General features: G+C 61.2%; 25 protein-coding genes and 4 pseudogenes. 21 read left to right on the top strand and 8 right to left on the bottom strand.

The window, feature by feature from the left end:
* Positions 1-398 precede the first annotated feature (398 nt).
* Positions 399-1,706 (top strand): hypothetical protein, encoded by a 1,308-nt coding sequence (locus tag SYNGFB01_RS12090; RefSeq protein ID WP_048018226.1) that lies wholly within the window; start codon positions 399-401, stop codon positions 1,704-1,706.
* On the opposite strand, the gene SYNGFB01_RS12085 is transcribed toward SYNGFB01_RS12090, so the two are convergent.
* A complete protein-coding gene (locus tag SYNGFB01_RS12085) occupies positions 1,672-2,592 on the bottom strand; it encodes an alpha-1,2-fucosyltransferase (RefSeq protein ID WP_048018225.1) in 921 nt (306 codons plus the stop codon). The genes SYNGFB01_RS12090 and SYNGFB01_RS12085 overlap by 35 nt on opposite strands.
* A gap of 101 nt (positions 2,593-2,693) precedes the next feature.
* Here SYNGFB01_RS12085 and SYNGFB01_RS12080 point away from each other — a divergent pair, with 101 nt between their 5' ends.
* Positions 2,694-3,578 carry a beta-1,6-N-acetylglucosaminyltransferase gene (locus tag SYNGFB01_RS12080; RefSeq protein ID WP_048018224.1) on the top strand — a complete coding sequence of 295 codons (885 nt, stop codon included), beginning with the start codon at positions 2,694-2,696 and terminating at the stop codon, positions 3,576-3,578.
* On the opposite strand, the gene SYNGFB01_RS12075 is transcribed toward SYNGFB01_RS12080, so the two are convergent.
* Together SYNGFB01_RS12075 and SYNGFB01_RS12065 are read right to left on the bottom strand one after the other, a co-directional pair.
* Positions 3,569-4,510, bottom strand: a complete 942-nt coding sequence (locus SYNGFB01_RS12075) for an NAD-dependent epimerase/dehydratase family protein (RefSeq protein WP_048018223.1) — start codon at positions 4,508-4,510, stop codon at positions 3,569-3,571. The two genes, SYNGFB01_RS12080 and SYNGFB01_RS12075, sit on opposite strands and share 10 nt — an antisense overlap.
* Before the next feature lie 830 nt (positions 4,511-5,340).
* Positions 5,341-5,829, bottom strand: a complete 489-nt coding sequence (locus SYNGFB01_RS12065) for a hypothetical protein (protein ID WP_152669651.1) — start codon at positions 5,827-5,829, stop codon at positions 5,341-5,343.
* 299 nt (positions 5,830-6,128) lie between these two features.
* Here SYNGFB01_RS12065 and SYNGFB01_RS12060 point away from each other — a divergent pair, with 299 nt between their 5' ends.
* The 5 genes from SYNGFB01_RS12060 (at position 6,129) to SYNGFB01_RS12040 (ending at position 12,801) form a co-directional block, all read left to right on the top strand.
* On the top strand, positions 6,129-8,090 hold the full coding sequence (locus SYNGFB01_RS12060; protein ID WP_235300161.1) for an ABC transporter ATP-binding protein: 1,962 nt from the start codon (positions 6,129-6,131) through the stop codon (positions 8,088-8,090).
* An 853-nt stretch (positions 8,091-8,943) separates the two neighbouring features.
* Positions 8,944-9,780, top strand: a complete 837-nt coding sequence (locus SYNGFB01_RS12695; RefSeq protein WP_161795900.1) for a sulfotransferase — start codon at positions 8,944-8,946, stop codon at positions 9,778-9,780.
* An 8-nt stretch (positions 9,781-9,788) separates the two neighbouring features.
* Positions 9,789-11,018, top strand: a complete 1,230-nt coding sequence (locus SYNGFB01_RS12050) for an FAD-dependent oxidoreductase (RefSeq protein ID WP_235300160.1) — start codon at positions 9,789-9,791, stop codon at positions 11,016-11,018.
* Positions 11,015-11,857, top strand: a complete 843-nt coding sequence (locus tag SYNGFB01_RS12045; protein ID WP_048018219.1) for a glycosyltransferase family A protein — start codon at positions 11,015-11,017, stop codon at positions 11,855-11,857. Before SYNGFB01_RS12050 ends, SYNGFB01_RS12045 begins: the two co-directional genes overlap by 4 nt.
* 68 nt (positions 11,858-11,925) lie before the next feature.
* Positions 11,926-12,801, top strand: a complete 876-nt coding sequence (locus tag SYNGFB01_RS12040) for a phytanoyl-CoA dioxygenase family protein (protein ID WP_235300159.1) — start codon at positions 11,926-11,928, stop codon at positions 12,799-12,801.
* Positions 12,802-13,231: 430 nt separating this feature from the next.
* On the opposite strand, the gene SYNGFB01_RS15790 is transcribed toward SYNGFB01_RS12040, so the two are convergent.
* Together SYNGFB01_RS15790 and SYNGFB01_RS15785 are read right to left on the bottom strand one after the other, a co-directional pair.
* Positions 13,232-13,498, bottom strand: coding sequence for a DDE-type integrase/transposase/recombinase (locus tag SYNGFB01_RS15790; RefSeq protein WP_235300158.1), 267 nt, complete (start codon positions 13,496-13,498; stop codon positions 13,232-13,234).
* The gene (locus SYNGFB01_RS15785) at positions 13,498-13,815 is read right to left on the bottom strand and encodes a leucine zipper domain-containing protein (protein ID WP_235300157.1); all 318 of its coding nucleotides are present in this window, start codon (positions 13,813-13,815) and stop codon (positions 13,498-13,500) included. Before SYNGFB01_RS15785 ends, SYNGFB01_RS15790 begins: the two co-directional genes overlap by 1 nt.
* 245 nt (positions 13,816-14,060) lie before the next feature.
* Here SYNGFB01_RS15785 and rfbF point away from each other — a divergent pair.
* The 7 genes and pseudogenes from rfbF to SYNGFB01_RS16560 form a co-directional block, all read left to right on the top strand.
* Positions 14,061-14,829, top strand: a pseudogene (rfbF, locus tag SYNGFB01_RS12030) (glucose-1-phosphate cytidylyltransferase).
* Positions 14,830-14,831: 2 nt separating this feature from the next.
* Positions 14,832-15,920 (top strand): CDP-glucose 4,6-dehydratase, encoded by a 1,089-nt coding sequence (gene rfbG, locus SYNGFB01_RS12025; RefSeq protein ID WP_048018242.1) that lies wholly within the window; start codon positions 14,832-14,834, stop codon positions 15,918-15,920.
* Between the two features lie 4 nt (positions 15,921-15,924).
* Positions 15,925-16,484 (top strand): annotated as a pseudogene (locus SYNGFB01_RS12020) (dTDP-4-dehydrorhamnose 3,5-epimerase family protein).
* A 41-nt stretch (positions 16,485-16,525) separates the two neighbouring features.
* Positions 16,526-17,341, top strand: coding sequence for a methyltransferase domain-containing protein (locus tag SYNGFB01_RS15775; protein WP_235300156.1), 816 nt, complete (start codon positions 16,526-16,528; stop codon positions 17,339-17,341).
* Positions 17,251-17,721, top strand: coding sequence for a methyltransferase C-terminal domain-containing protein (locus tag SYNGFB01_RS15770; RefSeq protein ID WP_235300155.1), 471 nt, complete (start codon positions 17,251-17,253; stop codon positions 17,719-17,721). The genes SYNGFB01_RS15775 and SYNGFB01_RS15770 overlap by 91 nt, the downstream gene beginning before the upstream one ends.
* Positions 17,722-17,738: 17 nt before the next feature.
* Complete coding sequence (locus SYNGFB01_RS16565; protein WP_082326029.1) at positions 17,739-18,254, top strand: NAD-dependent epimerase/dehydratase family protein; 516 nt, start codon at positions 17,739-17,741, stop codon at positions 18,252-18,254.
* Positions 18,148-18,375: pseudogene (locus SYNGFB01_RS16560) on the top strand (NAD-dependent epimerase/dehydratase family protein); the annotation flags it as partial. The gene SYNGFB01_RS16565 and the pseudogene SYNGFB01_RS16560, both read left to right, overlap by 107 nt.
* Before the next feature lie 33 nt (positions 18,376-18,408).
* On the opposite strand, the gene SYNGFB01_RS15765 reads toward SYNGFB01_RS16560, so the two are convergent.
* Complete coding sequence (locus SYNGFB01_RS15765) at positions 18,409-18,627, bottom strand: hypothetical protein (protein WP_235300154.1); 219 nt, start codon at positions 18,625-18,627, stop codon at positions 18,409-18,411.
* On the opposite strand from SYNGFB01_RS15765, the gene SYNGFB01_RS16555 reads away from it, so the two are divergent.
* The 3 genes and pseudogenes from SYNGFB01_RS16555 to SYNGFB01_RS16550 all read left to right on the top strand — a co-directional run.
* Complete coding sequence (locus tag SYNGFB01_RS16555) at positions 18,564-18,794, top strand: CmcI family methyltransferase (RefSeq protein WP_369795561.1); 231 nt, start codon at positions 18,564-18,566, stop codon at positions 18,792-18,794. The genes SYNGFB01_RS15765 and SYNGFB01_RS16555 overlap by 64 nt on opposite strands.
* A complete protein-coding gene (locus SYNGFB01_RS13510; RefSeq protein WP_235300153.1) occupies positions 18,739-19,335 on the top strand; it encodes a cephalosporin hydroxylase family protein in 597 nt (198 codons plus the stop codon). The genes SYNGFB01_RS16555 and SYNGFB01_RS13510 overlap by 56 nt, the downstream gene beginning before the upstream one ends.
* Positions 19,336-19,411: 76 nt before the next feature.
* A pseudogene (locus SYNGFB01_RS16550) lies at positions 19,412-19,681 on the top strand (glycosyltransferase family 2 protein); the annotation flags it as partial.
* Between the two features lie 661 nt (positions 19,682-20,342).
* Here the strand turns inward: SYNGFB01_RS16550 and SYNGFB01_RS16545 are convergent.
* On the bottom strand, positions 20,343-20,495 hold the full coding sequence (locus tag SYNGFB01_RS16545) for a helix-turn-helix domain-containing protein (RefSeq protein ID WP_161795899.1): 153 nt from the start codon (positions 20,493-20,495) through the stop codon (positions 20,343-20,345).
* A 400-nt stretch (positions 20,496-20,895) separates the two neighbouring features.
* Here SYNGFB01_RS16545 and SYNGFB01_RS15760 point away from each other — a divergent pair, with 400 nt between their 5' ends.
* A complete protein-coding gene (locus SYNGFB01_RS15760; protein WP_235300152.1) occupies positions 20,896-21,228 on the top strand; it encodes a helix-turn-helix domain-containing protein in 333 nt (110 codons plus the stop codon).
* Positions 21,229-21,383: 155 nt separating this feature from the next.
* Positions 21,384-22,439 carry an IS3 family transposase gene (locus tag SYNGFB01_RS12005; RefSeq protein ID WP_082326024.1) on the top strand — a complete coding sequence of 352 codons (1,056 nt, stop codon included), beginning with the start codon at positions 21,384-21,386 and terminating at the stop codon, positions 22,437-22,439.
* A gap of 480 nt (positions 22,440-22,919) precedes the next feature.
* Here SYNGFB01_RS12005 and SYNGFB01_RS12000 read toward each other — a convergent pair whose 3' ends face one another.
* Positions 22,920-23,873, bottom strand: coding sequence for a GDP-mannose 4,6-dehydratase (locus SYNGFB01_RS12000; protein WP_048018216.1), 954 nt, complete (start codon positions 23,871-23,873; stop codon positions 22,920-22,922).
* Between the two features lie 209 nt (positions 23,874-24,082).
* Here SYNGFB01_RS12000 and SYNGFB01_RS13495 point away from each other — a divergent pair, with 209 nt between their 5' ends.
* Complete coding sequence (locus SYNGFB01_RS13495; protein ID WP_161795898.1) at positions 24,083-25,177, top strand: glycosyltransferase family 4 protein; 1,095 nt, start codon at positions 24,083-24,085, stop codon at positions 25,175-25,177.
* 47 nt (positions 25,178-25,224) lie between these two features.
* A complete protein-coding gene (locus tag SYNGFB01_RS15985) occupies positions 25,225-25,914 on the top strand; it encodes a glycoside hydrolase family 99-like domain-containing protein (protein ID WP_082326023.1) in 690 nt (229 codons plus the stop codon).
* Positions 25,915-25,939: the final 25 nt, after the last annotated feature.

The following is a 25,939-nucleotide window of genomic DNA, read 5'->3' as shown; positions in this document are numbered from 1 at the left end:
GCCGCGGAACCAGCCGAGGGCATCCGGCCAGCCGGGCCGGCCGATGCCTGCGGCGCCGAGCAGCACCCGCCAGCGCCAGTAGCGCGCGGCATAGGCGAGAGCCACCAGGGCGTAGAGGAGCGGCAGCCAGGGGAGCAGGCGCAGCAGGCTGCGGCCCAGCAGCTGCTGCTCAGCGGGATCGAGCCTGGCGTAGCCCAGCAGCAGCAGGGCCACCAGGAGGATCCCGAGCAAGGGCAGCCAGGGGATGGAGCGAAGCGTGCGGCTCAGCGTCCGACCCCGTCTGCGCGGGGAGTTTACCGGGCAACGGCGGCCGGCGATCGCTCAGCCGGCGGTCAGCCCCGTGAATCTCCCGTACGATCGGCGCCGATCCCGAGCCCCCCGCGGCGCTCGCCCTGCCGATGCCCCTGCCCGCCGCCGTGAACGCCAGGCCGAAGGGTGCCGTGGCCGGGCTCTGGACCGTGCTGAAGGCCCTGATCCTGCTGATCCCCGCCGTGCTGGCCACCCAGGCGGTGGTCAACTACCACCAGCTGCTGGATGGCAATGCCTACCAGGTGAACGAGTGGATGATCAACTACCAGGGTGGCTTCGCCCGGCGGGGGTTGTCCGGCGAGATCCTGCTGGCGGTGGCCCGCGGCCTGGGGGGGCTCGACCTGGGGGCCTGGGCGCTGCTGCTCACCGGCCTCAGCGCCTGGGGCTACGCGCTGGCCACGCTGCCCAGGCTGCTGACGGCCCGGCTGCCGGTGGCCGTGGCGGCGGCCTACGCGCCGGTGTTCTACCCGATGTTCCTGTTCTGGGATGCCAACGCGGTGGCCCGCAAGGACGTGCTGGCGCTGCTGTTCACCCTGGCGCTGCTGGCGCTCACACGTCTGCGCGCGCGGGCCATGCCGGGGATCCTGCTGGCCGGCGGCGGCATCGGCCTGGCTCTGCTCAGCCTCACCCATGAGGCCCTGTTCTTCTTCGCCGCGCCGGTGTTTCTGATCATCGGCTGGCTGGGACTGCGCCGCCGCGGCATCAGCAGGCGCCGGGCGCTGCTGCGGCTGGGGCTGTCCAGCGCACCGGCCCTGCTCGCCATGCTCGCGATCGCCGTGTGGGGTTCGGTGCCGTCGCAGGCGGCGGTTGAGGCGATGTGCATGGCCTGGAAGGATCTGGATGCCGCCATGATCTGCGCTCCGCTGCAGCCGGCCTTCGATGCGGTCACGAACCCCGAGAACTACGTGGGCGAGCTGCCGCAGACCTGGGGGGGCGACTGGCGGCAGTACCGCCGGGTGCTGCTGATGCTTCTGTATCTGGGGGCCCTGTTCGGCGCGGTGCTGCCCGAACTGATGGCCGGCCTCGGCAGCCGCCGGCGGCTGCGGCGTCGCTCCCTGCTCGTGGCCGCCGGCTGCCTGCTGCCCACCGTGCCGCTCTACGCCGTGTCGACCGACTACGGCCGCTGGCTGGCCACGGCCGCCAGCTGCGCCTGCCTGATCCTGCTGTGGGGCGAGCACCTGTTCGCGCCGCGGCTTGCGGTGGTGGGAGAGCCGGCGGCGCCTGGGCGGTCCGGTGAGGCGGCGGGAGCCGGCACGGCGCTCCGCACGGCCGGGGTGGGCCTGGCGCTGCTGATGGCTCTGTTCGCCTACACGAAGCACTGCTGCAGCCAGGATTTCCTGCTGATCAATCCCCGCTCCGCCTTCACCAGCGGCCTGAAGGCCCTGATCGGCCGCTGAGCGGTTGCTCAGCGTCGATCACCGAGAAGTCGTGATAGGTGAGGTGGGGGCTCTGCACGGCCGGATAGGGGTACCAGGCGCGCTGGCGGTAGCCGAGCCAGTAGCGCGGAGCGATGTAGGTGCCTGGCGGCTTTCCGGCGGCGCCGAGCAGGGCCGCAGCCCAGGAGAAGGTGCTGGCCGAGAGGATGCCAGAGCCGCAGCGGGCCATCACGGCCAGGGTGAGCTCCGGGCCGGCATCGATCAGCTGGCGGGGGTCGAGATCGGGGAAGGCATCGAGCAGATAGGGCCAGTCGTCGCTGCAGAACAGGAACGTGGCGAACCCNTGCTCACGCAGGCGTGCCATGGCCTCGAGGAAGTAGCGCCGCGGCAGCACGGCCGGATGGCTCTCACTGGGGTAGTGGCAGTAGTCGCCCCGCCGCACATGCACGAAGGCGCAGCGCTGCGGCTCGAGACCCCGCTCCCCGAACCAGTGCTCAGCCTGGCCGGGCCACGGCTCGCGCAGCCTGGCATGGGCCAGCACCGGTGTAGCGATCAGACCGTGGGCGAGGAACCAGGAATGGCGCACCAGGGTGAGGTCGAACCAGGGCGATGACCCCGCCAGCGAACGCAGCGCGCCGGTGCTCTCATCCTCGCGGAATTCCCGGAAGGCGATGCCACGCAGCGCTGCGGGCAGCCCCGGGGTGGCTTCCAGCAGCCGGGTGAGCAGGCGATAACGGATCTGCTGGCGGGAATTCACATAGGACACCTCAGGGGCGGTGTGAAGAAAGCGCTGCAGATCCTCGTACCCGAGCAGGATGATGCGTTCACCGGGGCGGGCCAGCCGCGTGATCCCGGCAAGCTGGAAGAGCTGATTGCCGAGTCGGCCCTTGTGTTCGGCGATGATCATGCAACTGCAGTAAGGTGATTCCTGAATGCCAGTTCCAGCGAGCCATGCTCGCACAACAACAACCGCACCTCAGAACGCATCCATCAACCCGAGACTGAGCGATGAGCCGTGAGATCGGGTTTGTTGTGGTCACCTACAAAACACCACAGCAGCTGCTGCGGCTGGCCACGCGGCTCAATTCGCTGTTCGGCGACCCGCCGATCGTGTTTCACCACGACTTCGGCAAATGCGACCTGGACACCAGCCTTTTCCCCGGCAACGTGCGCTTCGTGGCCGGTCACTGTGACACCGGCTGGGCCACCTTCGGCGTGGTGGAAGGCACCATCAAGGCGCTCAGGATGTTGTATGACAACACCGGTGGTCCGCGCTGGTTCACGCTGCTGAGCGGTTGCGACTATCCGATCAAACCGGCGGCGGTGATGCTCAGCGATCTCGAGCAGGGTGGCTTCGATGCGCACATCGACCTGCATCGGATCAGTGAATCGGCCGAGCCACAGAGCTGGCAGAGGATGTGCGCGGATCGCTACCTGCCGGGCTGCCTCACGCTGCCGAGGTTGAGCCGGCGAGGGATCGTGCTGAGTCAGCGCCGCATCAACCGGAACTGGCTGAAACGCAGACAGACCCCGTTTCATGATGGTTTTGAGTGCTATGCCGGATCGCAGTGGTTTTCGGCCCGTGATCATGTGGCGCGCGCAATCCTGAACTTCCACGAGAGTGCCCCGAAGCTGGCCGGCCACTATTCACGGCTGCTCTTTTCCGATGAGTCGTATTTCCATACGATCGTGGGCAATTCCGGCTACCGCTCCAGCGGCAACACCTGGCGCCATGTGGCCTGGAGCGGCAACAAAGCCTCGCACCCACTCACCCTCACGATCGAGGATCTGCCCGCACTCGCTGCCAGCCCCGCCCACTTCGCCCGCAAGCTGAGCCTGGATGCCGATCCGGCGCTCTACGACGCCCTCGATGCGCTGGTGGATCAGCGATAGTGGGCCCGGGCCCACTCGAGGGTGAGGCCGATGCCCTGCTGGAGCGGCGTGGTGGCAGACCAGCCGGTCGCGGCCGCCAGGCGCGACCCATCGAGGCACGAGATGGGGCGGAAGGCCACGCCCACATCCTTCTGAACCACCTCGAGGGGGTGTGGACCGAGCGACTGCAGGGTCGCGGCCACCTCGCCGAGGCTCACGGCGGCACCGCCCGACACGTTGTAGACGGCATCCGGGAGATCGTGGCTCTCAACCAACTGACGAATCAGATCGCAGAGATCGGCGATATAGATGAAGTCGCGTTGTGTGGAGGGTGGCGACCAGAGCTCGATCCGCCCGCGCTGCAGAGCATCACGCACCCAGGCGCCGATCACCCCCTGGCCCTTCACGGCCAGCTGCCCGGGACCGTAGGGATTGGCCACCCGCAGACTCGTGACGCGCAGGCCATGCACCCGGCGGTAAAAGGCATAGATGGATTCCTCGCAGAGCTTCACCAGGCCGTAGGCGGTGGAGGGGTCGAGCGGATCCTCCTCGCGGCATGGCCTGGCTGCCGACTCGCTGTAGAGCAGCCCACCGGAGGAGAAGCTGATCAGGCGGGCCCCACGCTCCAGGCACAGCTCTGCCATCTGCGTGGCCAGATCAGCCGCATGGCGGAGCACCCGCCCCATGTCGTGTGGATGGGTGAGGCCGTTGACGATGCCAGGCGGGGTGGCCAGGTGGATCACCACAGCGCCGGGAGCGATGCAGGTTTCCAGCAGCTCCCGGTTGGGGAGCTCACCGCCGAACCAGCGAGGCTGGCTCGCGAGCCCCGCCGTGGAAGCCATGAACCGCTCGGGCTGGCGGGTGCAGGCCTGCACGGGAACGCCCCGCCGGCAGAGATCGAGAACCAGGTTGGTGCCGATGAAGCCGCCCGCACCCGTGATCGTGACGGACATCAGCGGGCTGGCGCCACGGCAGACGGCAAGCTATCAGTTTCGTTCGGGCAGGGTCCGGTCGGCAGTGCCGGGATCCCGCCGCAGCTGCAACAGCCGGGGGGCGGCAGCGAGCAGGAAGGGAAGCATCGCCAGCAGGGCATAGGTGTTGCGCAGTGGCAGGCCATCGATCCGGTAGCCATAGACATTGGGGGCTCCCAGCAGGATCAGCACCAGCAGGNCGCCGCACACGCCCCAGGCGGGCGGCGGAAACCGATCGGCCGGCGGCGACGCGATCGGCACCACCAGGCACTCGTGGCCCACCACCAGGATCGTGACCAGCAGGGTGTGGACCGCGAACCTTCCCCAGTCGACAGCGATCACATAGAGGGGCAGCGAGCAGAGTGCCAGGCTGAGCCACACGCGCGGCACGAGCCTGGAAACCGGGGCGGAGCGCGCCAGGGTGAGCAGGGCCAACAGGGCCGCGATCGGCAGCAGGCCGGTGCGAAACGGCTTGAGCACGAACAGCAGCAGGCTGCGCGGATCAGCGAAGCTGCTCTGGCGAACGCCGTGGAGGAGATCCAGAACGCCAACGTCGAGACTGCCCGAGTGGAACAGCCGCTCCTGGGTGAGCGGGTGAATGGCCACCAGATCGGAGGGCGAGGGGGCCGGAGCGCTGTGCAAGCCACCGAAAACGGCAAACAGCCCGGCCCCTGCCAGCAGCGCAATCGCCAGCACCACCAGGCGGAGGAAGCGCCGCCAGTAGCCCCGCTCTGCCGGCCGGGCCGCCATCACCAGGAAGGCGGGTGCGATCAGCAGCAGCGACGCCTCGTGCAGCAGCGCCATCGCGGGGATCAGCAGCAGAGCGCCGGCAGCCCGCCAGGCGGTGGGCAGCTGAGCGGGCAGGGCGAGGGCCAAGAGGGCGAAGAGCAGCAGCAGCAGCTGCAGCGGTCGCCGAGGGTCTCGAGCAGCACCCCCACCAAAGGGGTGAGCAGGGCAAACAGCCAGAAGGCCAGGGCCGAGGTTGGGCCGAGCATGGCGCGGAGCGCCCTGTGAAGCAGCAGAAGCAGCCCGAGAAGCACGCCGAAGCTGAACAGATTGAGGGCAAGGAGGTTCACCTCCGCTCCGGCGAGCTGGAGATGCAGCCAGCCCAGCAAGCCGCGTCGCACCACACCGCCCCCGTAACCCACCAACCAGTGCTCGATCCAGTAGGGATCGATGCAGCTCAGCGACGCGATCGAACAGCGTGACGCGATGACCGTGGAGTAGGCGGCGGCCGCGGAGAGAAGAAGGGCAGGCCGACTCAGCAGCCCTGCCGCAGCCCGCATGGAGGGCTTCGCCACCATCGCTCCAGGAGGCCAGATCGGGGGCAACGCTACAGGGGACCCGCCGAAGCGGCGCAGGCACCCCATGGCGGCGGTCGCTCCATCGAAAGAGCTATGCCATGCCATGCCGCAGGATTGCCGGATCCTCGATGCCTGAACGATCATGCAATGATCCTGCGGTTGCCGCCGAGGCGCTCGAGCCAACGCTCGCGTCCGGTTGCCGCAGCTTCAATCGTGTTGTGACCAGTGGCCGCCCCTCGGCAGCCTTGCCCTGAACGCCCGGCAGCACCTGCCATCAGCCCAGCAGCAGCTCGTCGTTGACTCCCACCTCCACCCCCCAGCCTTCTGCAATGCACCGTGCGGGCAGGCGCCTGCTGGGCTTGCCTCTGCGGCCGCTGCTGCGGCCCCTGCGCAGCCAGGAGCCGGCGGCGCGGCTGATCCGGCAGACGGCCCGGCAGCAGTGGCGGCTGATCGCGCTCAACCTCGGCAGCAGCCTGGTGGCAGCCGCCAGCGAAGGATTCACCCTGGCGGTGGTGTTCCTGGCGGTGCAGGTGCTCTCGGCACCGGCAGACCAGCCCTTCAACTGGAGCGCCAATCCCCTGCTGGGCCGGTGGCCGGCCGCGGCGGCCTGGCTCAATGGGTTGCCATCCGTGTGGGTGTTTCAGGGCCTGCTGGCCCTGGCGGTGCTGCTGCAGATGCTGCAGAGCCTCAGCATGTTTCTCGGTGGGGTGAGCGGGGGGTACTTCGGGGCGCGCTGCCGGGCGCTGATCACGGCGCGGATCCATTCCCAGGTGCTGGGTCTGAGCTTCCCCTGCGCCAGCGGCTACAAGGTGGGCGATCTCACCGCCTACGCCAACCAGGGACCGCAGGCGATCATCACCCAGATCGATGCCCTTTCCGGCCTGATTCAGAACGGGCTGCTGTGCGCGAGCTACCTGGTGGTGCTGGTGGGCGTGTCGCCCTGGATGCTTCTCGCTGCGGCGCTGATCGCAGGGGTGATCACCCTGATCCAGAAACAGCTGCTGCCGCGGATCCAGCGGGGCTCCGGCGCGGTCACCCAGGCCGGCGTGGCGGTGAGCATGCGGATCACGGAAGACTTCCAGGGCCTGCGTCTCTTGCACAGCAGCGGCCAGCTGGATGCCGCCGACCGGCGCGTGCAGGGCCTCTCCGAAACTCTGGAGCAGGCCGAACGGGGGCAGGTGCGGCACATGGCCGTGATGGGGCCCTTCATCGCGCTGCTGCCGATGCTGGCGATCGCCCTGATCGCCAGCCTCAGCCTGCTGCTGTTCGGCGGGCGCAGCACCGGAGTGCTGCCGAGCCTGGTGACCTTCGTGCTGGCCCTGCAGCGCCTCAACGTGCGCCTGGGCGGCATCTCGAACATCATCAGCACGCTGGCAGCCAACAGCGCCCTGCTCGACCGCCTCAATCAGATCCTCTCAAGCCAGGGCAAGCACTTCCGCCGGCAGGGCGGCATCCACTTCCGGACCCTCGAGCGGGAGATCCGCTTCGAGGCGGTGAGCCTGCGCTACGCGCCCGAGCTTCCGCCGGCACTGCGGGAGATCAGCTTCAGCCTGCCCNGGGGCCGGATGGTGGCACTGGTGGGCCCAAGCGGCGCGGGCAAGAGCTCGATCGCCGATCTGCTCACCGGTCTCTATGAGCCCTCCGCGGGGCGCATCCTGATCGACGGCACGCCACTGCAGCAGTTCGATCCAGCCAGCTGGCAGCAGCGGCTGGGGGTTGTGAGCCAGGACACGTTCCTGTTCAACGCCACGATCGCCGAGAACGTGGCCTTCGGCACACCTGGGGCGAGCCGCCGGCAGATCGAGACAGCCTGCAAGGCAGCCCAGGCGGCGGGCTTCATCGAGAGCCTGCCCCAGGGCTACGACACGCTGGTGGGCGAGCGTGGCTATCGGCTGAGCGGCGGTCAGCGGCAGCGCCTCAGCCTGGCGCGAGCGATCCTGCGCGATCCAGAGCTGCTGATCCTCGATGAGGCCACCAGCGCCNTCGATTCGGCGAGTGAGCGGCTGGTGCAGGAAGCGATCGAGCGGTTCGAGCGCAACCACACGGTGCTGGTGATCGCGCACCGGCTGAGCACGATCGTGAAGGCCGATCAGATCCTGGTGTTGCAGGAGGGCCGAGTGGTAGAGCGCGGCAGCCACAGCGAACTGCTTGCTCTGGGCGGGCTGTATCGGAGCTTGTGGCAGCAGCAGGTGGAGTCCAACAAGCCATCGCCTCAGCTCATCCAGGCCGATGCGGGAGGCGACAGCGGCCGGGCCTGACCCCACAACTCTGAGTGGAACCGGCCCCAGGCTGGTGAATACCTCACCCCGCCAAGCCGGAGCTCGTCATTCAAGCCCTCGATGCAAAGGTCGAGACATCGCTATGGGCACCTAACGCTCAGGATCAGCGGCGTGAGGCAGCTTGGGCGGTGACGGCCGGGAAAGACGAAGTCTCCGCCGCTGATCAGGCAGCCTCACCAACTTATCCGTGCAGGCCACAGTTGGGCGGCAACGCGTCGCCAGGCTCATGAACCGTGCCGACCTCAGGGCAAGTCCCCCGCAAAGCGTTCCGGCCCTTTCCCAAGGCGAGGAGCGGGGCCTGTGAAGTGGTGGAGAGGCGGCTGCAGCAGGATTTCCAACCCCTCGCTCGGAACCGCTGCTGCGACAATGCTGTAATGGAGAGCTTCTTGTGCACTCACAAGCTCGAGCTGGACGGCGATGACATCGAGTGGTCCTGATCTCAACCCAGCAGTTTCAGTGTGATCTGGTCTTCAGAATGCAGGGCTACAAAACCGAGAGCTCCGCTATTCAATGGTCTGTTAACATCGCCCGATCGATGACGAGCACAGGTTCATCACCGCTTCTCCACTCCCCCTGGGAACCCCCTGATCGATGTTCCCGAAATGGGGGAATCACAGGGAATTGCCGGACTCAGGAGTCGCTCAAAGTTCTATTGTCCTGAGATTTATTGTCCTGAGATTACCCGAATGCTTATTTGCGCTTCCCGCCCTCCCCCGTGAACGTCAACCATAAGGAATGCACAGGCAAGTCATCCGTATCATTGCGGTTTCGAGTTGCAAGTTTGTGTAGTGCTGTCGGCCTAGCCAGGCCTATGCTTCGCTTGCTGATTCGGATGTTTCTTTCGACCTTGCCGCCCCCAGTCATCGTGGTGGGTTGCCACCGATCGGGCACCACTCTCGTCAGCAATCTCCTGCAGGGGCTCGGTGTCTTCATGGGTGCCGATCTCGAAGAGAATGCGGAGTCGATCTACTTCATTACCCTCAATGACGAGCTCCTGAAGATGGCCAATGCCCGCTGGGACCGCCCTGAACACGCACGCAAGTTCGTCGAGGGCCCTTCTTCCGGCTGGATCCAACACCTGAAGGCTCGAGTCCACTCCAGGGGGTGGCTTCAGGCTTACTGGGGACAGCATTGGGCCCTGCGTATGTTGCTTGGAGCCTGCCGAGGTCTGCGGTGGGGATGGAAGGACCCGCGCAACACCCTCACCCTGCCAGTGTGGCTCAGCCTGTTCCCCCAGGCGCGTGTCATCATCGTCACGAGGAACGGTGTCGACGTCGCGACGAGCCTGGTCGCCCGCGAGCGCGGGCAACTGAGGGACGCCGCGTGGGGCCTCGCCTTCGAAGACGCGTTCAGCCTTTGGGAGGAGTATGTGCAACTGGGGTTGGCGAACACCCAGCGGGTTGTTGAGCAGCGCCGCCTAGGCCTGCGGTACGAAGATCTTCTGGAGGATCCTGGTGGGTGGCTGATGCGAATTCGTTCGTTCCTTCAACTCCAAACCACCAATTCACAAATTAGTGCGCTCTGTGCAATGGTGGATTCGACCCGCAGCCGAAGATATCTCCAGAGCCCTGAACTGATGGAGCGATATAATGCCTGCCGCCGCAGGCCCTCCATGCTTACCCTGGGCTTCGATTACGGTGACTCTGCCGCTGTTGCCCACCGTTCTTGAGCCGGGCCGTGACGCACCAGCGGGAGCGGATCGTCGTTCTCGGCGCGGGCCTTCAGGGCACCTGCGCTGCTCTCGTCGCCGCACAACGGAACTATCAAGTCTGCCTGGTCGATCAGGCCGCACGCTGTCTGGACAGGGCAAGCCTGCGCAATGAAGGCAAGATCCACCTCGGCCACGTCTACGCCAACGACGACAGCTTCAGGACGGCGGACCTCATGCTCCGGTCGGCTCTTTCGTTCGCCCCGCTGCTGGAACGCTGGATCCCCGGAGGATTCGACTGGCCCACGCTCCGCACGACGCCCTTCACATACGTCGTCGCGAATGAGACCCTCATTCCGTTGCCGCATCTATACGAGCACTATGGCCGGGTAGAGGCCCGCTGTCGCGAGCTTCAGGCTGCAGACCGTTCCCTCCACTATCTCGGCGAGCGACTCGACTGCCTCTGGAAGGAGCAGCCTCTGCCACGGTGGTTGAACCCCGCCTTCGCTTCCACGGCGGTAGCCACGCCAGAGGTTTCGATCGACCTGATCCGCTTCCGGCAGATCGTTGACGACGCGTTGGAACACGACTCGCGGATCGAACTGCTCTATGGCCACAACGTGCGGGAGGTGACACGCGAAGCCCACGGGTTCACGGCTCGCGGGTGCACCACAAGCGGCGAGCAATGGACACGAGATGCGGGTTGCATCGTCAACGCGCTATGGGACGGCCGCCTCGAGATCGATGCACAACTGGGACTGACACCGAACCAACCCTGGGTGTACCGCCTCAAGCATCGCGTCCTAGGGCGCACGCCGAAGGCTCTGGCGGGAATCCCCTCGATGACGTTCGTTCTCGGAGCCTTTGGCGACGTGGTCACCCGCCCCGACGACGATTCGCTCTACCTCTCCTGGTACCCCTGTTGCCAGACAGGCTGGTCACAGATGCTGAAGCCGCCCGCCGAATGGGACGCTGCCCTGACAGGCACACTGAGCGCACGTGAGCAAGCGAGCGTCGTGGACAACACCCTTGCGGCCTTCGACCATGTCGTTCCGGGGCTGGGAGAGACGCGGGGTGCCTCAGCAGATGGCGGCGTGATCTTCTCGTGGGGCGATTCCAACATCGACGATACCGCCAGCAAACTTCACCAGCGACATCAGATCGGCATCTCAGCTGCAGATGGCTATTTCTCCATGGACACCGGAAAGTTCACGAGCGCTCCGTACTTCGCGAGTCAACTCGAAGCGCTACTGTCGTGAGCCGGCCCCTCGTCACCGTAGGGATCCCGCTGTTTCGGTCGCGGCGTTTCCTGGATGGCCTCCGGGCCAACTGCAGGGCATTGGCCCATCGCGATGACGTTGAGGTGCTCGTCTCCGACCGCCACGGTCTGGACGACGCGTTCAATGAGCTCGCCGCCGAGTGGCGGGGCGATGCCCGCTTCCGTTTCATCCAGGTCAGGGACGGACTGAACTGGGTTGAGCATGCGAACTTTCTGCTGAGCGAGGCCCAAGGCGACTTCTTTCGCTGGATGCCACATGACGATCTCTTCCCTGACGGGTGCCTTGACCCGCTGGTGGCGCGGCTGCGGCAGGACCCGGCGGTCATCCTGGCCTACGCACCCACCCGCGCGATCGATGCCGCGGGGCGCCGCCTGCCAGAGCGCGACCGTCTGAACACCTGTCCGGTCCATTTCCCGGGGCAGTGGTCGTTTCGGCATTCGCTTGACCTGTTCTGGACCGGCTCATGTGACGGCGCCTTCAAAGGCCTGTTCCGCCGGCGACGGGTACTCGAGGCGGCCCTTCTCATTCGCCCCACGCGCGATCTGATCTTTGCGGAAAGAGCCTGGCTCTTCGGAGTATCCCTGCTGGGAGGGTTGGCCGAAGAGCCCGGCTCGCAGTACCTGAAGCGCTATTATCCGGAGAGCACTCATGCGCAGTGGTCGGCCAAGCCGAGGCACATCATCAGCGCAACGGCGACGATGATCGGCTACCTGAAGGATGTTGGACCGGATCCGCCCTGTTCCTGGTGGGGCATGGGAGAACTATGGGTACGTGCCGCAGCTCGAATTGCCCAGCAGTTCAGAGGGNTCAAGAGATGATTTCTCCCGTTGATGGTGTCTTCTGGAAACACGACATCCACTCGTGGCCCNTCACCCGTCCGCGCGCGATGGTCGACCTGCTCCCGCAGCTGTTGGATGGCCGTCGCAGGTGCCCGCGCCCCGAAGCCGATCCGGAACTGGGGCGGGTTGTCCAGGAACTGGAGCGGGACGGTGTATCGGTTCTTGAGGGAGCCGCAACCACCGCCCTCGTAGCCGCAGCCGTCGCCGATCTTGATCGCTTCATCGAGCGCATGCCTGCATTGCAGGGGACGTGGCGCACGAAGCCACGCTCGACGGGCGGGATCATTGATTACCGAGTTCACGAGTTCCAGCGAGATCTGAACATCTACCGCAGTCACGATCCGCTGATGTTTTCGCCTACGTATGCACAGTTTCTGCTGCTCCCGGCATTGACGGCCATCGCAGAAAGCTACCTTGGAAGGGGGTGGTTGTACCAGGCGATGATCGCGACCCGTACCGAGTCGTCGGCCCCGACGCGGGAGGGCTTCGCTCAGTGGCATCACGACGCTCGCGGCCGCAAGCTGAACGCCCTCCTGCTACTCACCGACGTTCCGGCCAATGGCCCCGCCACCATCGTGCTAGCCGGCTCCCACCATTTGCTCTACTCTCGTGCCAGGCGGGTACACAATTTCTTCAGCGACGAGGAAGTCGAACTGCTGCAACAGCGATTCGGCTGGCGGGAGCGGGTGTGCCATGGGCGTGCCGGAAGCCTGATTTTCTTCGACTCGCAGGCGCTGCACCTCGGGAGACGTTCACCACACCGACGGAATGTATTCCAGGTGAACTGCATGAACAAGCGGGGGCATCTGTGGCCACAGCAGATCCCGGCAAGCTTGATCTCCACGCTCGCAGAACGTGATCGGCGTACCCTTCTCGAGCGTGCAGACCTGGAGGTGGTTGGGGAGGTCTTGTCCGTTCACTAATCCCTACACAGATGACTACGGCTGCGCCGAGCATATCTGATGAAATTGCGCTCTCAGCCGGGTGACTTAGTGAATCGGCAGCGGGATCGTACGAATCACTGATGCAACGGCTGAAAGTAGTCGTCGATCAACTCAGAATGAAGCTTCGTTGCGCTGCCTAGCTGTGTTTTCTCATCAGGTCATTCAGCGATCAGCAGCCGCTGTAGGAACTGCTGGGGGCTGAGGCCACCGAGAGCCATATTGCACCTTGTGCCGTTATAGATCCCCAGCTAGCCGGGTAGCCAGTGGTTGCGGTCGTCCGATGTCTGGTAAGCGATGATATAGGACCACTCCCCCAAGAGTGTCTTGATGAACCGTTCCGCCTTGCCATTGGCCTTCGGCGTGTAGACCCAGTGCGGATCGGTTTCAGATCCAGTGCCTGAGACTCTTTTCACCAGTCCCCTGAGCGGCAGGCTGTGCCATTGTCCGAGAGAACCCGGCGGCAGGTGATCCCCTGCTCGGAGAACCATCCGACTGCACGGGCCAGGAACCCGGTGGTCGTGGCCTTCTGCTCATCGGCGAGCACCTCGACGTAGGCCAGGCAGGTGGCGTCGTCGACCGCGACATGGATCATGTCGCCGGGGCGCTCCCACTGGTAGCGCTGCACTGGCTTCTTGGGCTCCAGATTCCTGAGCCGGCCCAGCCCAAGAGCGTTCATCACACGCCCGACCTTCGAGAGNNCGCCTGGGGAGGCTTGGCGATCCGGCGGAGCGTGCAGCGCTGGTGCCTCAGCTTCATGGCCTGCTGCAGTTGCTGCGGATCGAGCGTCCGCCACGGGGTGCGGCGAACACTCCGTCTATCCGCCAGTGCCGCGAAGCCGCCAGCAGGGAAGCGCGCCAGCCACTTGTTACGCACTGCGCAAGCTATCCGGGCTTGCACCGCAAGGGCCTTTAGCGGCACGCCCTCATCGAGGTGCCGACGAATCAGGCGTTCCCGGCTGATCGGCGTCAGTCGGGCCAGTGGGTGGCTATGCATGGGAGGTGAGGTCTTGGAACGGGCGGTGACACCGCGACCCTGGCGACCTCACACCTTCTTCTCAGCTGAACAACCTGGTGAGACACAACAACTAGACACTTAAGCCACAGACCATGCAGACACCGAGCTGCAGAAGATCAATCAATATGCGACCATACAGCACAAAGGCAGCATATCGCATTTCTAGCTAGCGCATCCGCAACACTTACGGCCTTTTGATCATTTGCAACGAAGCACCTAACACCATGAAAGCCGTAATTTTAGCAGGAGGATTTGGCACCCGTCTCAGCGAAGAAACACATCTCAAGCCCAAGCCCATGGTAGAGGTAGGCGGCAAGCCGATCCTTTGGCACATACTCAAGATCTACAGTCACTACGGCATCAATGAATTCATCATCTGCTGCGGTTATAAGGGATTTATGATCAAGGAGTATTTCGCCAACTACTTTCTGCATACCAGTGATATCACCTTCCATATGGACATCGATAATCACATGGAGGTGCACCAGCGCAAGAGCGAGCCCTGGAAGGTAACCTTGGTCGACACGGGCGAACTCAGCCAGACCGGTGGTCGCCTGGCCCGCGTTCGCCCCTTCTCAATGGCAGGTGTTTCTGCTTCACCTATGGGGATGGGGTGGCTGATGTTGACATCGGCTCCCTGATCGCGCATCACCGGCGGGAGGGCCGCCAGGCCACACTCACGGCGGTGCAACCACCGGGGCGCTATGGCGCGCTGCACCTGGATGGAGAGGCTGTGCAGCAATTTCAAGAGAAGCCCGATGGCGACAACGCCTGGATCAACGGCGGTTTCTTTGTGCTGGAGCCTGCAGTGCTGGAACGCATCGCAGGCGACCACACCAGCTGGGAGAGTGATGTGCTGCCCCAACTGGCGGCGGCTGGCCAGCTGAGCGCTACCGGCATCAAGGCTTCTGGCAGCCGATGGATACCCAGCGGGATCGAACACGGTTGGAGGAGCTATGGGCCGCTGGGCAGGCTCCTTGGAAGGTCTGGTGAGCATGGATGCTCAATTCTGGCGCGGCCGACGGGTGCTGCTCACCGGCCAAACCGGCTTCAAGGGCAGCTGGCTCACGCTCTGGCTGCTCAGCCTGGGCGCCGAGATATGGGGCTATGCGCTGGCTCCGGAAGCGGGTCGCTCGCTGTTTACCGAGCTGAAGCTGGATGAAGCCACTGGCAATGCCGATTGGGGCCGTCTTCACCATCGCCTTGGGGATCTGCGCGATCTGGATGCTCTGCAGCGACAAGTGGCGGAAGCCGAGCCAGAGGTGGTGCTGCATCTGGCGGCCCAGCCACTGGTTCGCCGCAGCTATCAAGACCCGCTAGGCACCTGGGCCGTCAACTTGCAGGGGAGCCTGCACCTCCTTGAGGCGCTGAAGCCGCTGCAGCACCCCTGCGCCGTTGTGATGGTGACCACAGACAAGGTGTACGCCAACCAGGAGTGGGATTATGGCTACCGGGAGGCCGACCGCCTTGGCGGTCACGACCCCTACAGTGCCAGCAAGGCTGCTGCGGAGTTGGCCATTGCCAGCTGGCGCGCAAGCTTCTGCGGCACGGGAGCCCAACAGACTCCACATCTAGCCATCGCCACGGCGAGAGCCGGCAACGTGATCGGAGGTGGCGACTGGGCGGAGGACCGGATCTTGCCCGATGCGATGCGAGCCCTGGCGACGGGAGGCCCGATCCCAGTGCGGCGGTCCGAGTCGACCCGACCCTGGCAGCATGTGCTCGAACCGCTTGCGGGCTACATGCTGCTGGCCGAGAAACTATTCACTGGCAGCGCTGCCTATGCCAGTGCCTTCAACTTCGGGCCCTCACTGGAGGCCAACCGCTCGGTCCGGGATCTGGTACAGGCCGTGTTGCTCCACTGGCCCGGTCATTGGCAGAGTGTCTCAGATCCCAAGGGACCCCATGAGGCCGGCCGGCTTCACCTGCAGGTTGACAAGGCCCATCACCAACTCGGCTGGCTGCCCCGCTGGGATTTCTCTACCACGGTTGCGCGAACAGTGGGCTGGTATAGGGCCGTGCACAATGGAGCGACCCCACTAGATTGCTGTATGGCTGATCTGAAAGCCTTCGAGCAGGATTAATCGCTTGCCTTTTGAGCTCCACCACACAACCATCAAAGGCGTATACGAAATGCAGGGACATCCCTGCATCGACCGCCGCGGTTCCTTTCTCAATCTCTTCCGAGCCGATGAAAGCGCGTTCGTTCGATCCTGGGGCGCTCGAGGCATTGGTCAGGTGAACCTCAGCAGCTCCCAGACCGTCGGCACAGTCCGGGGGCTGCATCTGCAGGCCGCGCCCCACAGCGAAGCCAAGCTAGTGCGCTGCCTGAAGGGAAAGGTCTGGGACGTAGCGGTGGATCTGCGCCGCGGTTCCGCAACCTATGGCAAATGGCAGGCCATTGAGCTCAGCCCTGAGCGGTGTAATGCCCTCCTGATCCCGGAGGCTGCGCCCATGGCTTTCAGGTATTGGAAGCAGGCAGTGAGCTACTTTATCTGCATTCCGGATCCTGGGTGCCGGAGGCGGAAACGGGCGTGCGCCATGACGATCCCCAGCTAGCCATCGCCTGGCCTTTGGTCGTGACCGAACTGAGCGACCGCGATCGGGACCTGCCCCATCTGCCAACGTCGTTAAGCAGTTGCCGATGACTTACCCCTGCAGGCACTGCCAATCAACACTGAAGCATCCAGTGATCGATCTAGGCCACCAGCCGCCCAGCAACGCTTACCTCACACAGGATCAGCTGGCGCTGCCAGAGATCACCTATCCACTCAGGGTCTTTATCTGCACCAGCTGCTGGCTGGTACAGCTGCCCGCCCATGCGGCGGCAGAAGAGCTGTTCTCCGCTGACTACGCCTACTTTTCCAGCACATCAAACAGCTGGTGCTCCCATGCCGAACGGTTTGTCGCCGCGGCGGTTGACAGGCTTGGCCTGGGTCCCGAGAGCCGAGTGGTGGAACTGGCCTCCAACGACGGCTATCTTCTGCAATTCGTGAAACAGCGTTCCATCCCCCACCTCGGGATCGAGCCAACCCAGGCAACGGCGGAAGCGGCACGAGCAAGGGGAATCGAAACGATCCAGCGCTTCTTCGGGGTGGCGCTGGCGGAGGACCTGATCGGCGCTGGAAGCCCTGCGGAAGGGGGAGCGGATCTAGTGGTCGCCAACAACGTGCTGGCACATGTGCCGGATATCAACGACTTCGTGGCTGGGATCGCCAAGCTGCTCAAGCCAACTGGCCGCGCCTCGATCGAGTTTCCCCACCTACTTCGGCTGCTGGCCGGCAACCAGTTCGACACGATCTATCATGAGCACTACAGCTACCTGAGTCTGCGTACCGTGCAGCGGATCGCTGGCTCAGTTGGCCTTGAAGTGGTGGATGTTGAGGAGCTACCCACCATGGCGGCAGCNTCCGGGTGTGGCTGGCCCACATTGGCACGNCTGAGNCCTCAACGCCGGTTTCGGCAGTGCTTGCGAACGAATCAGCCGCAGGACTTGAAACGCTGACAGCGTACACCGGGTTCCAGGTGCGAGCCGAAGCGGCGAAGCACGAGTTGCTGGAGTTTCTGCTTCATGCCCGACGAGATGGGCGGCGCATCCTGGGCTATGGGGCAGCCGCCAAGGGCAACACACTGCTGAACTACGCCGGCATCCGTGCCGATCTACTGCCCGCCGTGGCCGACCGTGCTTCCAGCAAGCAGGGCAAGATGCTGCCAGGCAGCCACATCCCTGTGATCAGCCCCGAACAACTCGCCATAGAGGAAGCCGAGGCCCTGCTGGTACTGCCCTGGAATCTGATCGACGAGATCAGCCATCAGCTTGCGGACATTGAACTGGTGACGGCGATTCCCGAGCTGCGGCGAATGCGTCCAATCAATGAATTGTGATTGCTTTTNCTCAATAAGTGACAACAATCCATTTGCTAGGAAGTGGAGGCTTCATTGGCAGCGCTGTTCAACGGCAAGCCTATAATCTGCCATTGCATTGCTGGAGCCACCGCTCTTCCGATCATGATCACCACTTCGACCTGTTAAATCCATCCAGCTGGCAGAAACTACTTAGCCATCAGCCTACCCACGTCATACTACTGAGCTGGCCTGGCCTTCCCAATTATCAAAAGCCCTTTCATGTGACCCATAATTTGCCGGCCTGTATTGAACTGGTAGAGCGATTGTTGGCAGCCGGCCTGCAACGCCTTGTGGCCGCTGGTACTTGTTATGAATATGNCCTGCAGAACGGCGGGTTAAAGGAAGATCAACTCACTGACCCCGCCAATTGCTACGCTATTGCCAAGGACAGCCTACGCCGAGTAATTGCTAATCGATGCGACGAACACAAAGTGGAGTGGTGCTGGCTTAGGATTTTTNNATCCTTATGGACAAGGGCAGAACCCAAAGTCACTTGTACCTTCCCTTCATAAGGCTCTGGAGAATGGAGACAAGGTATTTCCAATGGGCTCTGGTCGCCAGCTTCGGGATTTCATTCCAGTTGAAGACGTAGCCGAGCAGCTGCTGACATTAGCAACTCATCAGGATGCATTTGGCGTCTACAATGGAGGCACAGGAATGCCCCGCTCAGTCTTCGAAATGGTCGAGGAAGCTGTTGTAGCCCATGGCGGATGTATTCAGCTCAAGAGAGGAGCCCGTCCAGATCGAACTGATGAGCCATTGGCCTTCTGGGCTAATATGGAGAAGCTTCAGGGTCTTCACCGCTCCCAACAGATTGAACAATGAGTAACGACCCAATCCAGGCGCACTTTGAGCAAGCAATTGAGAGAGCGAATACGCAGGCATCTGATCCAACCATCACCAAGCCTGCTGGAGAATTCTTTGCACGAAGCCATGAGTTGCGTTATTCCTACAACTTTACCTGGCTTGGGAGGCCCATCATCCAGTACCCCCAGGATGTTGTTGCCTTCCAAGAGATTGTTTTTNGATGTAAAGCCGGATGTGATTCTTGAGACTGGCATCGCTCACGGCGGCTCCCTTGTGCTTTCAGCTTCCCTGTTGTGCCTTCTCGATATAATGGAAGGGCTGGACCCCCGCCAGTCACACCGCAAAGTCGTTGGCGTGGACATCGAAATCAGGCCACACAACCGGAAAGCCCTCAACGAACATCCTCTTCGGTTCAAGTTGGAGCTAATTCAAGGATCTTCAATCGACTCTGAAATCATCAAGCAAGTGCGTTGTCATGCCGGGGGCGCAGAGCGTGTATTGGTCTGTTTAGATTCCAATCATACGCACGACCATGTTCTAGCCGAGCTTGATGCTTACGCCGATCTTGTGTCGATCGGTAGCTACTGCATTGTATATGATACCGTTATCGAAGACTTATCAGAAGGTTCATTTCCCGACCGCCCGTGGGATGTTGGGAACAACCCCAAAACAGCCGTGCATCAGTGGCTGAAGAACCATTCCGAGTTTGAGATCAATAAGAATATTGATAACAAGTTGCTAATCAGCGTCGCACCGCATGGTTTTCTTAAACGGTTGCCACAATAGAAATAAGTACAGCACCACACGATTAGCATGAACCAAAGCATGCCAGTAGTTAGCATAGGTATGCCCGTTTTNNAACGGCGAGTACACAATTAGTTACGCACTTGACTCAATACTGGAGCAAGAGTTCACTGACTTTGAGATACACATATCAGACAACCATTCGACAGACCGAACGCCAGAGATAATTAAAGAATACATGGCCAAAGACTCGAGGATACGTTACTTTAGGCAACCGCGCAACATCGGAGCCTATAAGAATTTTGAATATGTGTTGAGTTTGAGCAGGGGCAAGTATTTCATGTGGGCAGCCGCAGATGACTGGCGTTCACCCAATTTTTNNAGGTGAATGCGTGAAACTACTTGAATCGCACAAATCATGCGTGGCCGCAACAAGCTTTGACAAGTTTATTGGGCGCAACCAAATCAACACTTTTACGCTAGCGGGCTCGAAATCTGAAAGATTAAAGCAGTTTATTGACAATTCCTTTCACTCGAATGCTCTTTTCTACTCCTTAATGCACAGAGAATTATGCGATGACTTTAACTTCGAACTCTTAGAATGCCTTGCAGGCGACTGGATATTCATTTGTTTCTTAGCCCAAAGAGGAGACATACTTAGGTCTCCTGACGCGCTAACTATATTTTCAGATAACGGAATGAGTTACAGTGAATCTAGATATAGCATGTTTAGGAGCAGACTGGCTCACTGGTTCTACCCTCTCCTTAACTTTTNCAAGGTTTGCTTACACATTATCAAAGAATGACTCAAAGGCGGCGAGGAGTAACATTGAAGCAAAACTATTCTCGCTTAACCACTATACAGCTCTTGATCAAGCAAGCCTTGAAACCAGAAAGGCTCACTCACTTGCCAAGATTGTGATAATTAGAGTGGCACTCAAGGCAATTTCTACAAGACTAGGGCTTTATCTTTATCGCAGATTCTTCGGTTTCGCATTAGCCTAAATCCAAGGATGGTATCAAGTAGGAATCCTAGGTGTTGTCTCTTGCTAGGTTAGTCTGCGGATACTCCTTCGATCCGCCAGAGAGTATGGACCGCCTGAACGGGAGCGGGGCAGCCAGCGGTAAGCGCAGCGGAGGCTGATCAAGCTCTCAGCGGCCAGCTCGGCCAGGCTGCGGCCGTTCTCCAAGTGCTGGATCACCAGCTGGAGGGGGCCCTTCTAGGTAAGACGTGCATTGGAGTGGCTCTGCATGGGTGCGTGAGGCCTGGNTTGGTGGGTCGCACCTCAAGCTCTAGCGGCCTCACACCCTTGTCACTGAGCAACCTGCTGAGACAGAACAACTAGTACAACCACCGGCACCGCCACAGTGCCATCCGGTTCGTGACGCCTCAACAGCGCCATAGCGGTCAGGCCGAGGAAATCTGCCGCCACCGTGCCCGCGTCTACGAGCAGGCCCGTCAGCGTCAACCCCGCCGCTGGAGCCGCTCCACCCCCCGGTTTCAGGAAAGATGTCACCCCTCTGATCAGTACACCTGGGGGCTTGAGGACATGACCAATGCGTCGCTACAGCGAAGCCGTCAAAGCTGATGTGAGAAGGCGGATGAGTCCGCCACACCGCCAGAGCGTGGCCCAGATCTCAGCCGAGCTGGGCATTCACGTGGTCACCCTCTACAACTGGAGGAAGGCTTGGAGGTTGCAGGGAGAGGTGGTGCCGGCATCCGAGAGGGAACCCGAGGNCTGGAGTGCGGCTGACAAATTCACGGTGGTGCTGGAGACCGCCGGGTTGAACGCCACCGAGCTGAGTGCCTACTGCCGGGAGCGGGGGCTGTATCCGGAGCAGGTGGAACGTTGGCGTCAGGCCGCCCAGGATGCCAACGAGAATCCAGTGCTCACCTTGAAAGAGCAGAAGGAGCTGGAAAAGCTCCGTGCCTAGGACCAGCGAGAGATCAAGGCCCTCAAGAAGGAACTGCAGCGCAAGGAGAAGGCCATGGCGGAGATGGCGGCCTTGCTGGTGCTGCGAAAAAAGTGGGAGGCCTTCTGCTCGGAGGACGCGGAAGGCTGACCAGCGCCGCTCACCGGCGCAAGGCGATGGAGTTGATCAGCGAGGCCCATGCCGCGGGTGCTGGCCTGGTCAGCGCCTGCGGCGAGATCGGCATCAGCTTGCGCACGTTCAAACGCTGGCGCAAGGTATCTCTGGGTGATGGTGACGGCCACGATCGCCGCAAGGAGAGTCACCGCCTGGTCTCGCAAAAGCTGAGCGAAGAGGAGCGCCAACGCATCCTGCTCACCTGCAACCAGGCGGAGTACGCCTCACTGCCACCGGGGCAGATCGTGCCAGCCCTGGCGGATCAGGGGATTTATATCGGCTCAGAGAGCAGTTTTTACCGGGTGCTCCATGCTCACGGCCAGGCCCACCGGCGCGATCGAGCGCGGCCACCACAGGAGCCCAGGNCTGTGCCACGGCTCAGGGCCTCAGGAGCGAATCAGGTGTGGAGTTGGGACATCACCTATCTCCCCACCACCGTGCGCGGCGTGTGGCTGTACCTCTACCTGGTGATCGACGTCTGGAGCCGAAAGGTCGTGGCCTGGGATGTGGATGAGCGTGAGGATCCAGCCAGTGCCGCCGATCTGGTGAGTAGGGCTTGCCTGAGAGAGCGGATCAGCAAGGGCAGGAAACAGCCCNTGATTCTCCACGCGGATAACGGCAACGCCATGCGCGCCGCCACGCTGGAGAGTCGCCTGGAAGAACTGGGCGTGCTCAGGTCTTTCTCCAGGCCAAGGGTGTCCAACGACAACCCCTACTCCGAATCGCTGTTCAGGACAGTGAAATACCGACCTGATTACCCCNGCAAACCCTTTGCCTCCAAAGACCAGACCTGTCAGTGGGTCGCCGCGTTCGTTGCCTGGTACAACCACCAGCACCGCCACAGCGGGATCAAGATCGTGACACCTCATCAGCGCCACAACGGTGATGCGGTTGAGGTCTGCCGCCATCGCGCTGTCGTCTACGAACAAGCTCGCCAGCGAAATCCAAGGCGATGGTCACGATCAACCAGGTGCTGGCGTCAACCGGAGGTGGTCTGGATCAATCCGCCGCCACATGAAACCGAGATCAATCCAGCTACGTTGGTGATGGCCGCCTGATCAGCAGCAGGGGCGTCATCTTTCCTGACAGTCACCGAGGCAGGGCGCCGAAGGATCCCGATGCCAGAGGCCGGGATCGCATGTTCCGATCCAAGGTCAGCCAGGCGATCTACGCCCCGCGCAGAAGGGTAGTCGAGCCGGTGTTTGGCCAGTTCAGCGGGTCCGGAGGGCTGGATCGGCTCCTGTTGCATGGCTTGGAGAAGGTGAACAGGATGTGGGCGTAGATGGCCTCAATTCACAACATCCTCAAGTTGTTCATGGCATCGATAGTGATGGCCTGAGGACACTCAAGTCAGAACGAACTCCAGCCTTGTCAAACACGCTGAGGATGACTCCAGTGCGCCTGCGGCTGGAATCAGTCAACATGCGACACACTCCTTGCTGTTGATGCTACAATGGAATTTGAACAAGTCAACTTGATAAAACCTCGTGTCATCTGCGACCTAAAAAGGATAGTCCAATGAGCGACCGACGGCAGACCTAAAGAGCATCTGTATGCATAAGCAGAACAATCTCGTCAAGGCTACGGCTAGACTTCCACTCTAGCTTCTCATTGATCTTGGTGGGGTCCAAAGCTGAATACGTGAGATCAGAGGGTCGCATCAGCAGGCTAGAGAGCTGCAACCTCCCCTCAGCATCAATACCGGCCGCAGCAAACGAAGCCTTAACAAATTGCCGCAGTGAGCAAGTTGTTCCAGAGGCAATGATGTAGTCGTCTGCTTGCTCCGCCAATAGCATCTGATGCATCGCTTCTACATAATCTGGTGCCCATCCCCAGTCCCTCCACACGTCTAAGTTGCCAAGTTTCAACACCTCCTGCCGTCCTTCGGCGATCGCCTTCACACCCTGAATGATCTTTTGGGTGACAAACCTGTTGGGACGCAACGGTGATTCATGGTTGCCCAGTATACCGGTACAGGCGAAGAGACCATAAGCCTCACGATAGTTAACAACCTGCCAAAACGCTGTGGCCTTGGCGACCCCATATGGGCTGCGGGGTCTGAAGGGAGTTTGCTCGTTGGCAGGCTCTTTGCCTGTGTCCCCAAAACATTCTGAGCTACCGGCGTTGAACAGCCGTACTGGGGCCTGCAGGAAGCGAATCACCTCCAAGAGGTTCAGCGTACCCCCAGAGATCGATTCCATGCACTCCACCGGCTGCTCGAAAGATAGACCTACACTTGTCTGGCCAGACAAGTTGTAGATCTCCTGCGGCTCCACGCTGCTAACAACCTTGAGCACACTGCGAAAATCGTTCGGTGCTAGCGACAAGATCTCCACCTGCTCTCGCACCCCGAGACGCTCAAGCCTGCTGGTGCTTGCCATCAGCGCATCACGGCTGGTGCCAACCACTCGATATCCCTTGCTCAGTAACAATCGTGCCAGGTAGGCGCCGTCTTGCCCTGTCACTCCAAGGATAAGTGCGGTCTTGGCCATGAGTTAAAATAGCAGAGCGCTAACGTGGCAAGAAATCAGAACCTAAGATGGATAAACAGAAGTTACGAATTGCAGTTTGGCACAATTTGCTGTCTGGTGGGGCAAAGCGCGCACTCTTTGGCCACATTCAGGGCCTAGTAGCTAGAGGGCACCATGTCGAGATTTGGTGCCCTCCCTCAGCTGACATTGATTACCTATCGCTTCGCTCGTTGGCCAAGCACCATATCATAGACCTCAGCCATAGACCACTGCCAAGNCGCTGGAAGCTCCGGAGCATTTTTGGAAGTCACGACAATGTATTTGCAAATTTAAGTGCTTTAGATAAACACTGCAGAGATTGCGCCGCTGAGATTAATGCGGGCGGCTTTGATGTAGTATTCGCAAACTCCTCCAGCCTCCTCTACAATACTCCTATTGGGAGATACGTTGAGGCTCCTTCATTGCTCTATCTTCAAGAGCCCTATCGATGGCTCTACGAGGCACTGCCCCGGCTGCCGTGGATTGCGATAGATCCTAAAGATCAGCGATTTTCACTGGCATCTGCAAAGGCCATATTGAAGGATCATTTCAGCACCTATGCTCTTCGAGTTCAAGCCAGAGAAGAGCTTGTAAACGCTCAAGCCTTTGATCGCCTACTAGTAAACTCACTCTTCAGCAGAGAGAGCGTAACAAGAGCGTACGGATTGGATGCACAAGTCTGCTATCTTGGCATAGACACATCTCATTTTACTGAAGGCTCCCACCCCAAGGAGTGCTACGTTATTGGCCTAGGAGGTGTATACCCACTTAAGCGGATTGAGCTCGCTATCGAAGCCCTCGGAACCATAGATGCTGATGTGCGTCCAACGCTAGTTTGGATTGGCAACTTCTCTGACCATGCCTACGAAGCCCTTCTTCGCGAAAAGGCACGCAAATATTCTGTGAACCTTGAGATAATGGTAGGAGTTTCAGAAGAAACTCTTACCAAGTTGTTGCAATCGGCCGCTGTAATGCTTTATACACCCTTGCTTGAGCCGTTTGGCTATGCACCACTTGAAGCCAATGCCTGTGGTACAGCAGTGGTTGGCGTGGCTGAAGGGGGTGTACGGGAAACTATTCAGGATGGCGTCAATGGAGTTCTTGTGTCGAGCTGCTCCCCCCATGAACTTGGGGCTGCGATAAAAGAGTTCACTGGAGATCTGTCGTATGCCTATACATTTGGCCTGCAAGCCCGGCAGCACGTCATCAAACATTGGGGGATTGCAAGGGCACAAGAGATGTTGGAAGCGCATCTAGTTTCCTTGGCCAATGAATCGACCTCCTAGGATTTTCCCTGAATAGAAAACAGATCACCTTTTACGCCCTGTAATCAATGAGAGCCATCTGCCTTTATCTCCCCCAATTCCACCCCATCGCTGAAAACGATAAGTGGTGGGGAGCAGGGTTCACCGAATGGCGAAACGTAACCAGGGCAAAACCGCTTTTCCCAGGCCACTACCAGCCGCATCACCCGGCTGACCTTGGTTACTACGATTTGCGGCTAGCAGAAGTACGCCAGCATCAGGCTGATCTAGCCCGCCAGTATGGCATCGATGGCTTCTGCTACTACCACTACTGGTTCACTGGAAAGCAACTGCTGGAGCGACCTGTCTCCGAGATTCTGAGGACAGGCCAACCTGATTTTCCCTTCTGCCTCTGCTGGGCAAACGAAAACTGGACCCGCCGCTGGGACGGCCAGGACCAGGAAGTGCTCATCGGCCAGCAGTACTCACCAGCCGACGACCAGAACCACATCCAGGCCCTGCTTCCCTATTTCCACGACCCACGCTATATCCGCATCCACAACAAGCCCCTGTTTCTCGTCTACCGCAGCTCGGAGCTGCCAGATCCCCGCGCCACCACGGCCCTCTGGCGTGATCAGGCCCAGGCCAACGGCCTAGAGGGCCTTTATCTGGTTAAGGTCGAGAGCTTCCCCGTAGAACGCGCGCGCCACCCTGAGCCCGATGGTTTCGATGCCGCGCTGGACTTCCAACCCGACTGGGGATCGCTCCCCGACCACTAAAGCCACCACGCCGCTGGACACTGCT

This window comes from Synechococcus sp. GFB01 (assembly GCF_001039265.1).
GTDB lineage: Bacteria > Cyanobacteriota > Cyanobacteriia > PCC-6307 > Cyanobiaceae > NIES-981.
Note: the sequence above shows the minus strand (reverse complement) of the source record. Positions and strands in the feature narration are given on the sequence as shown.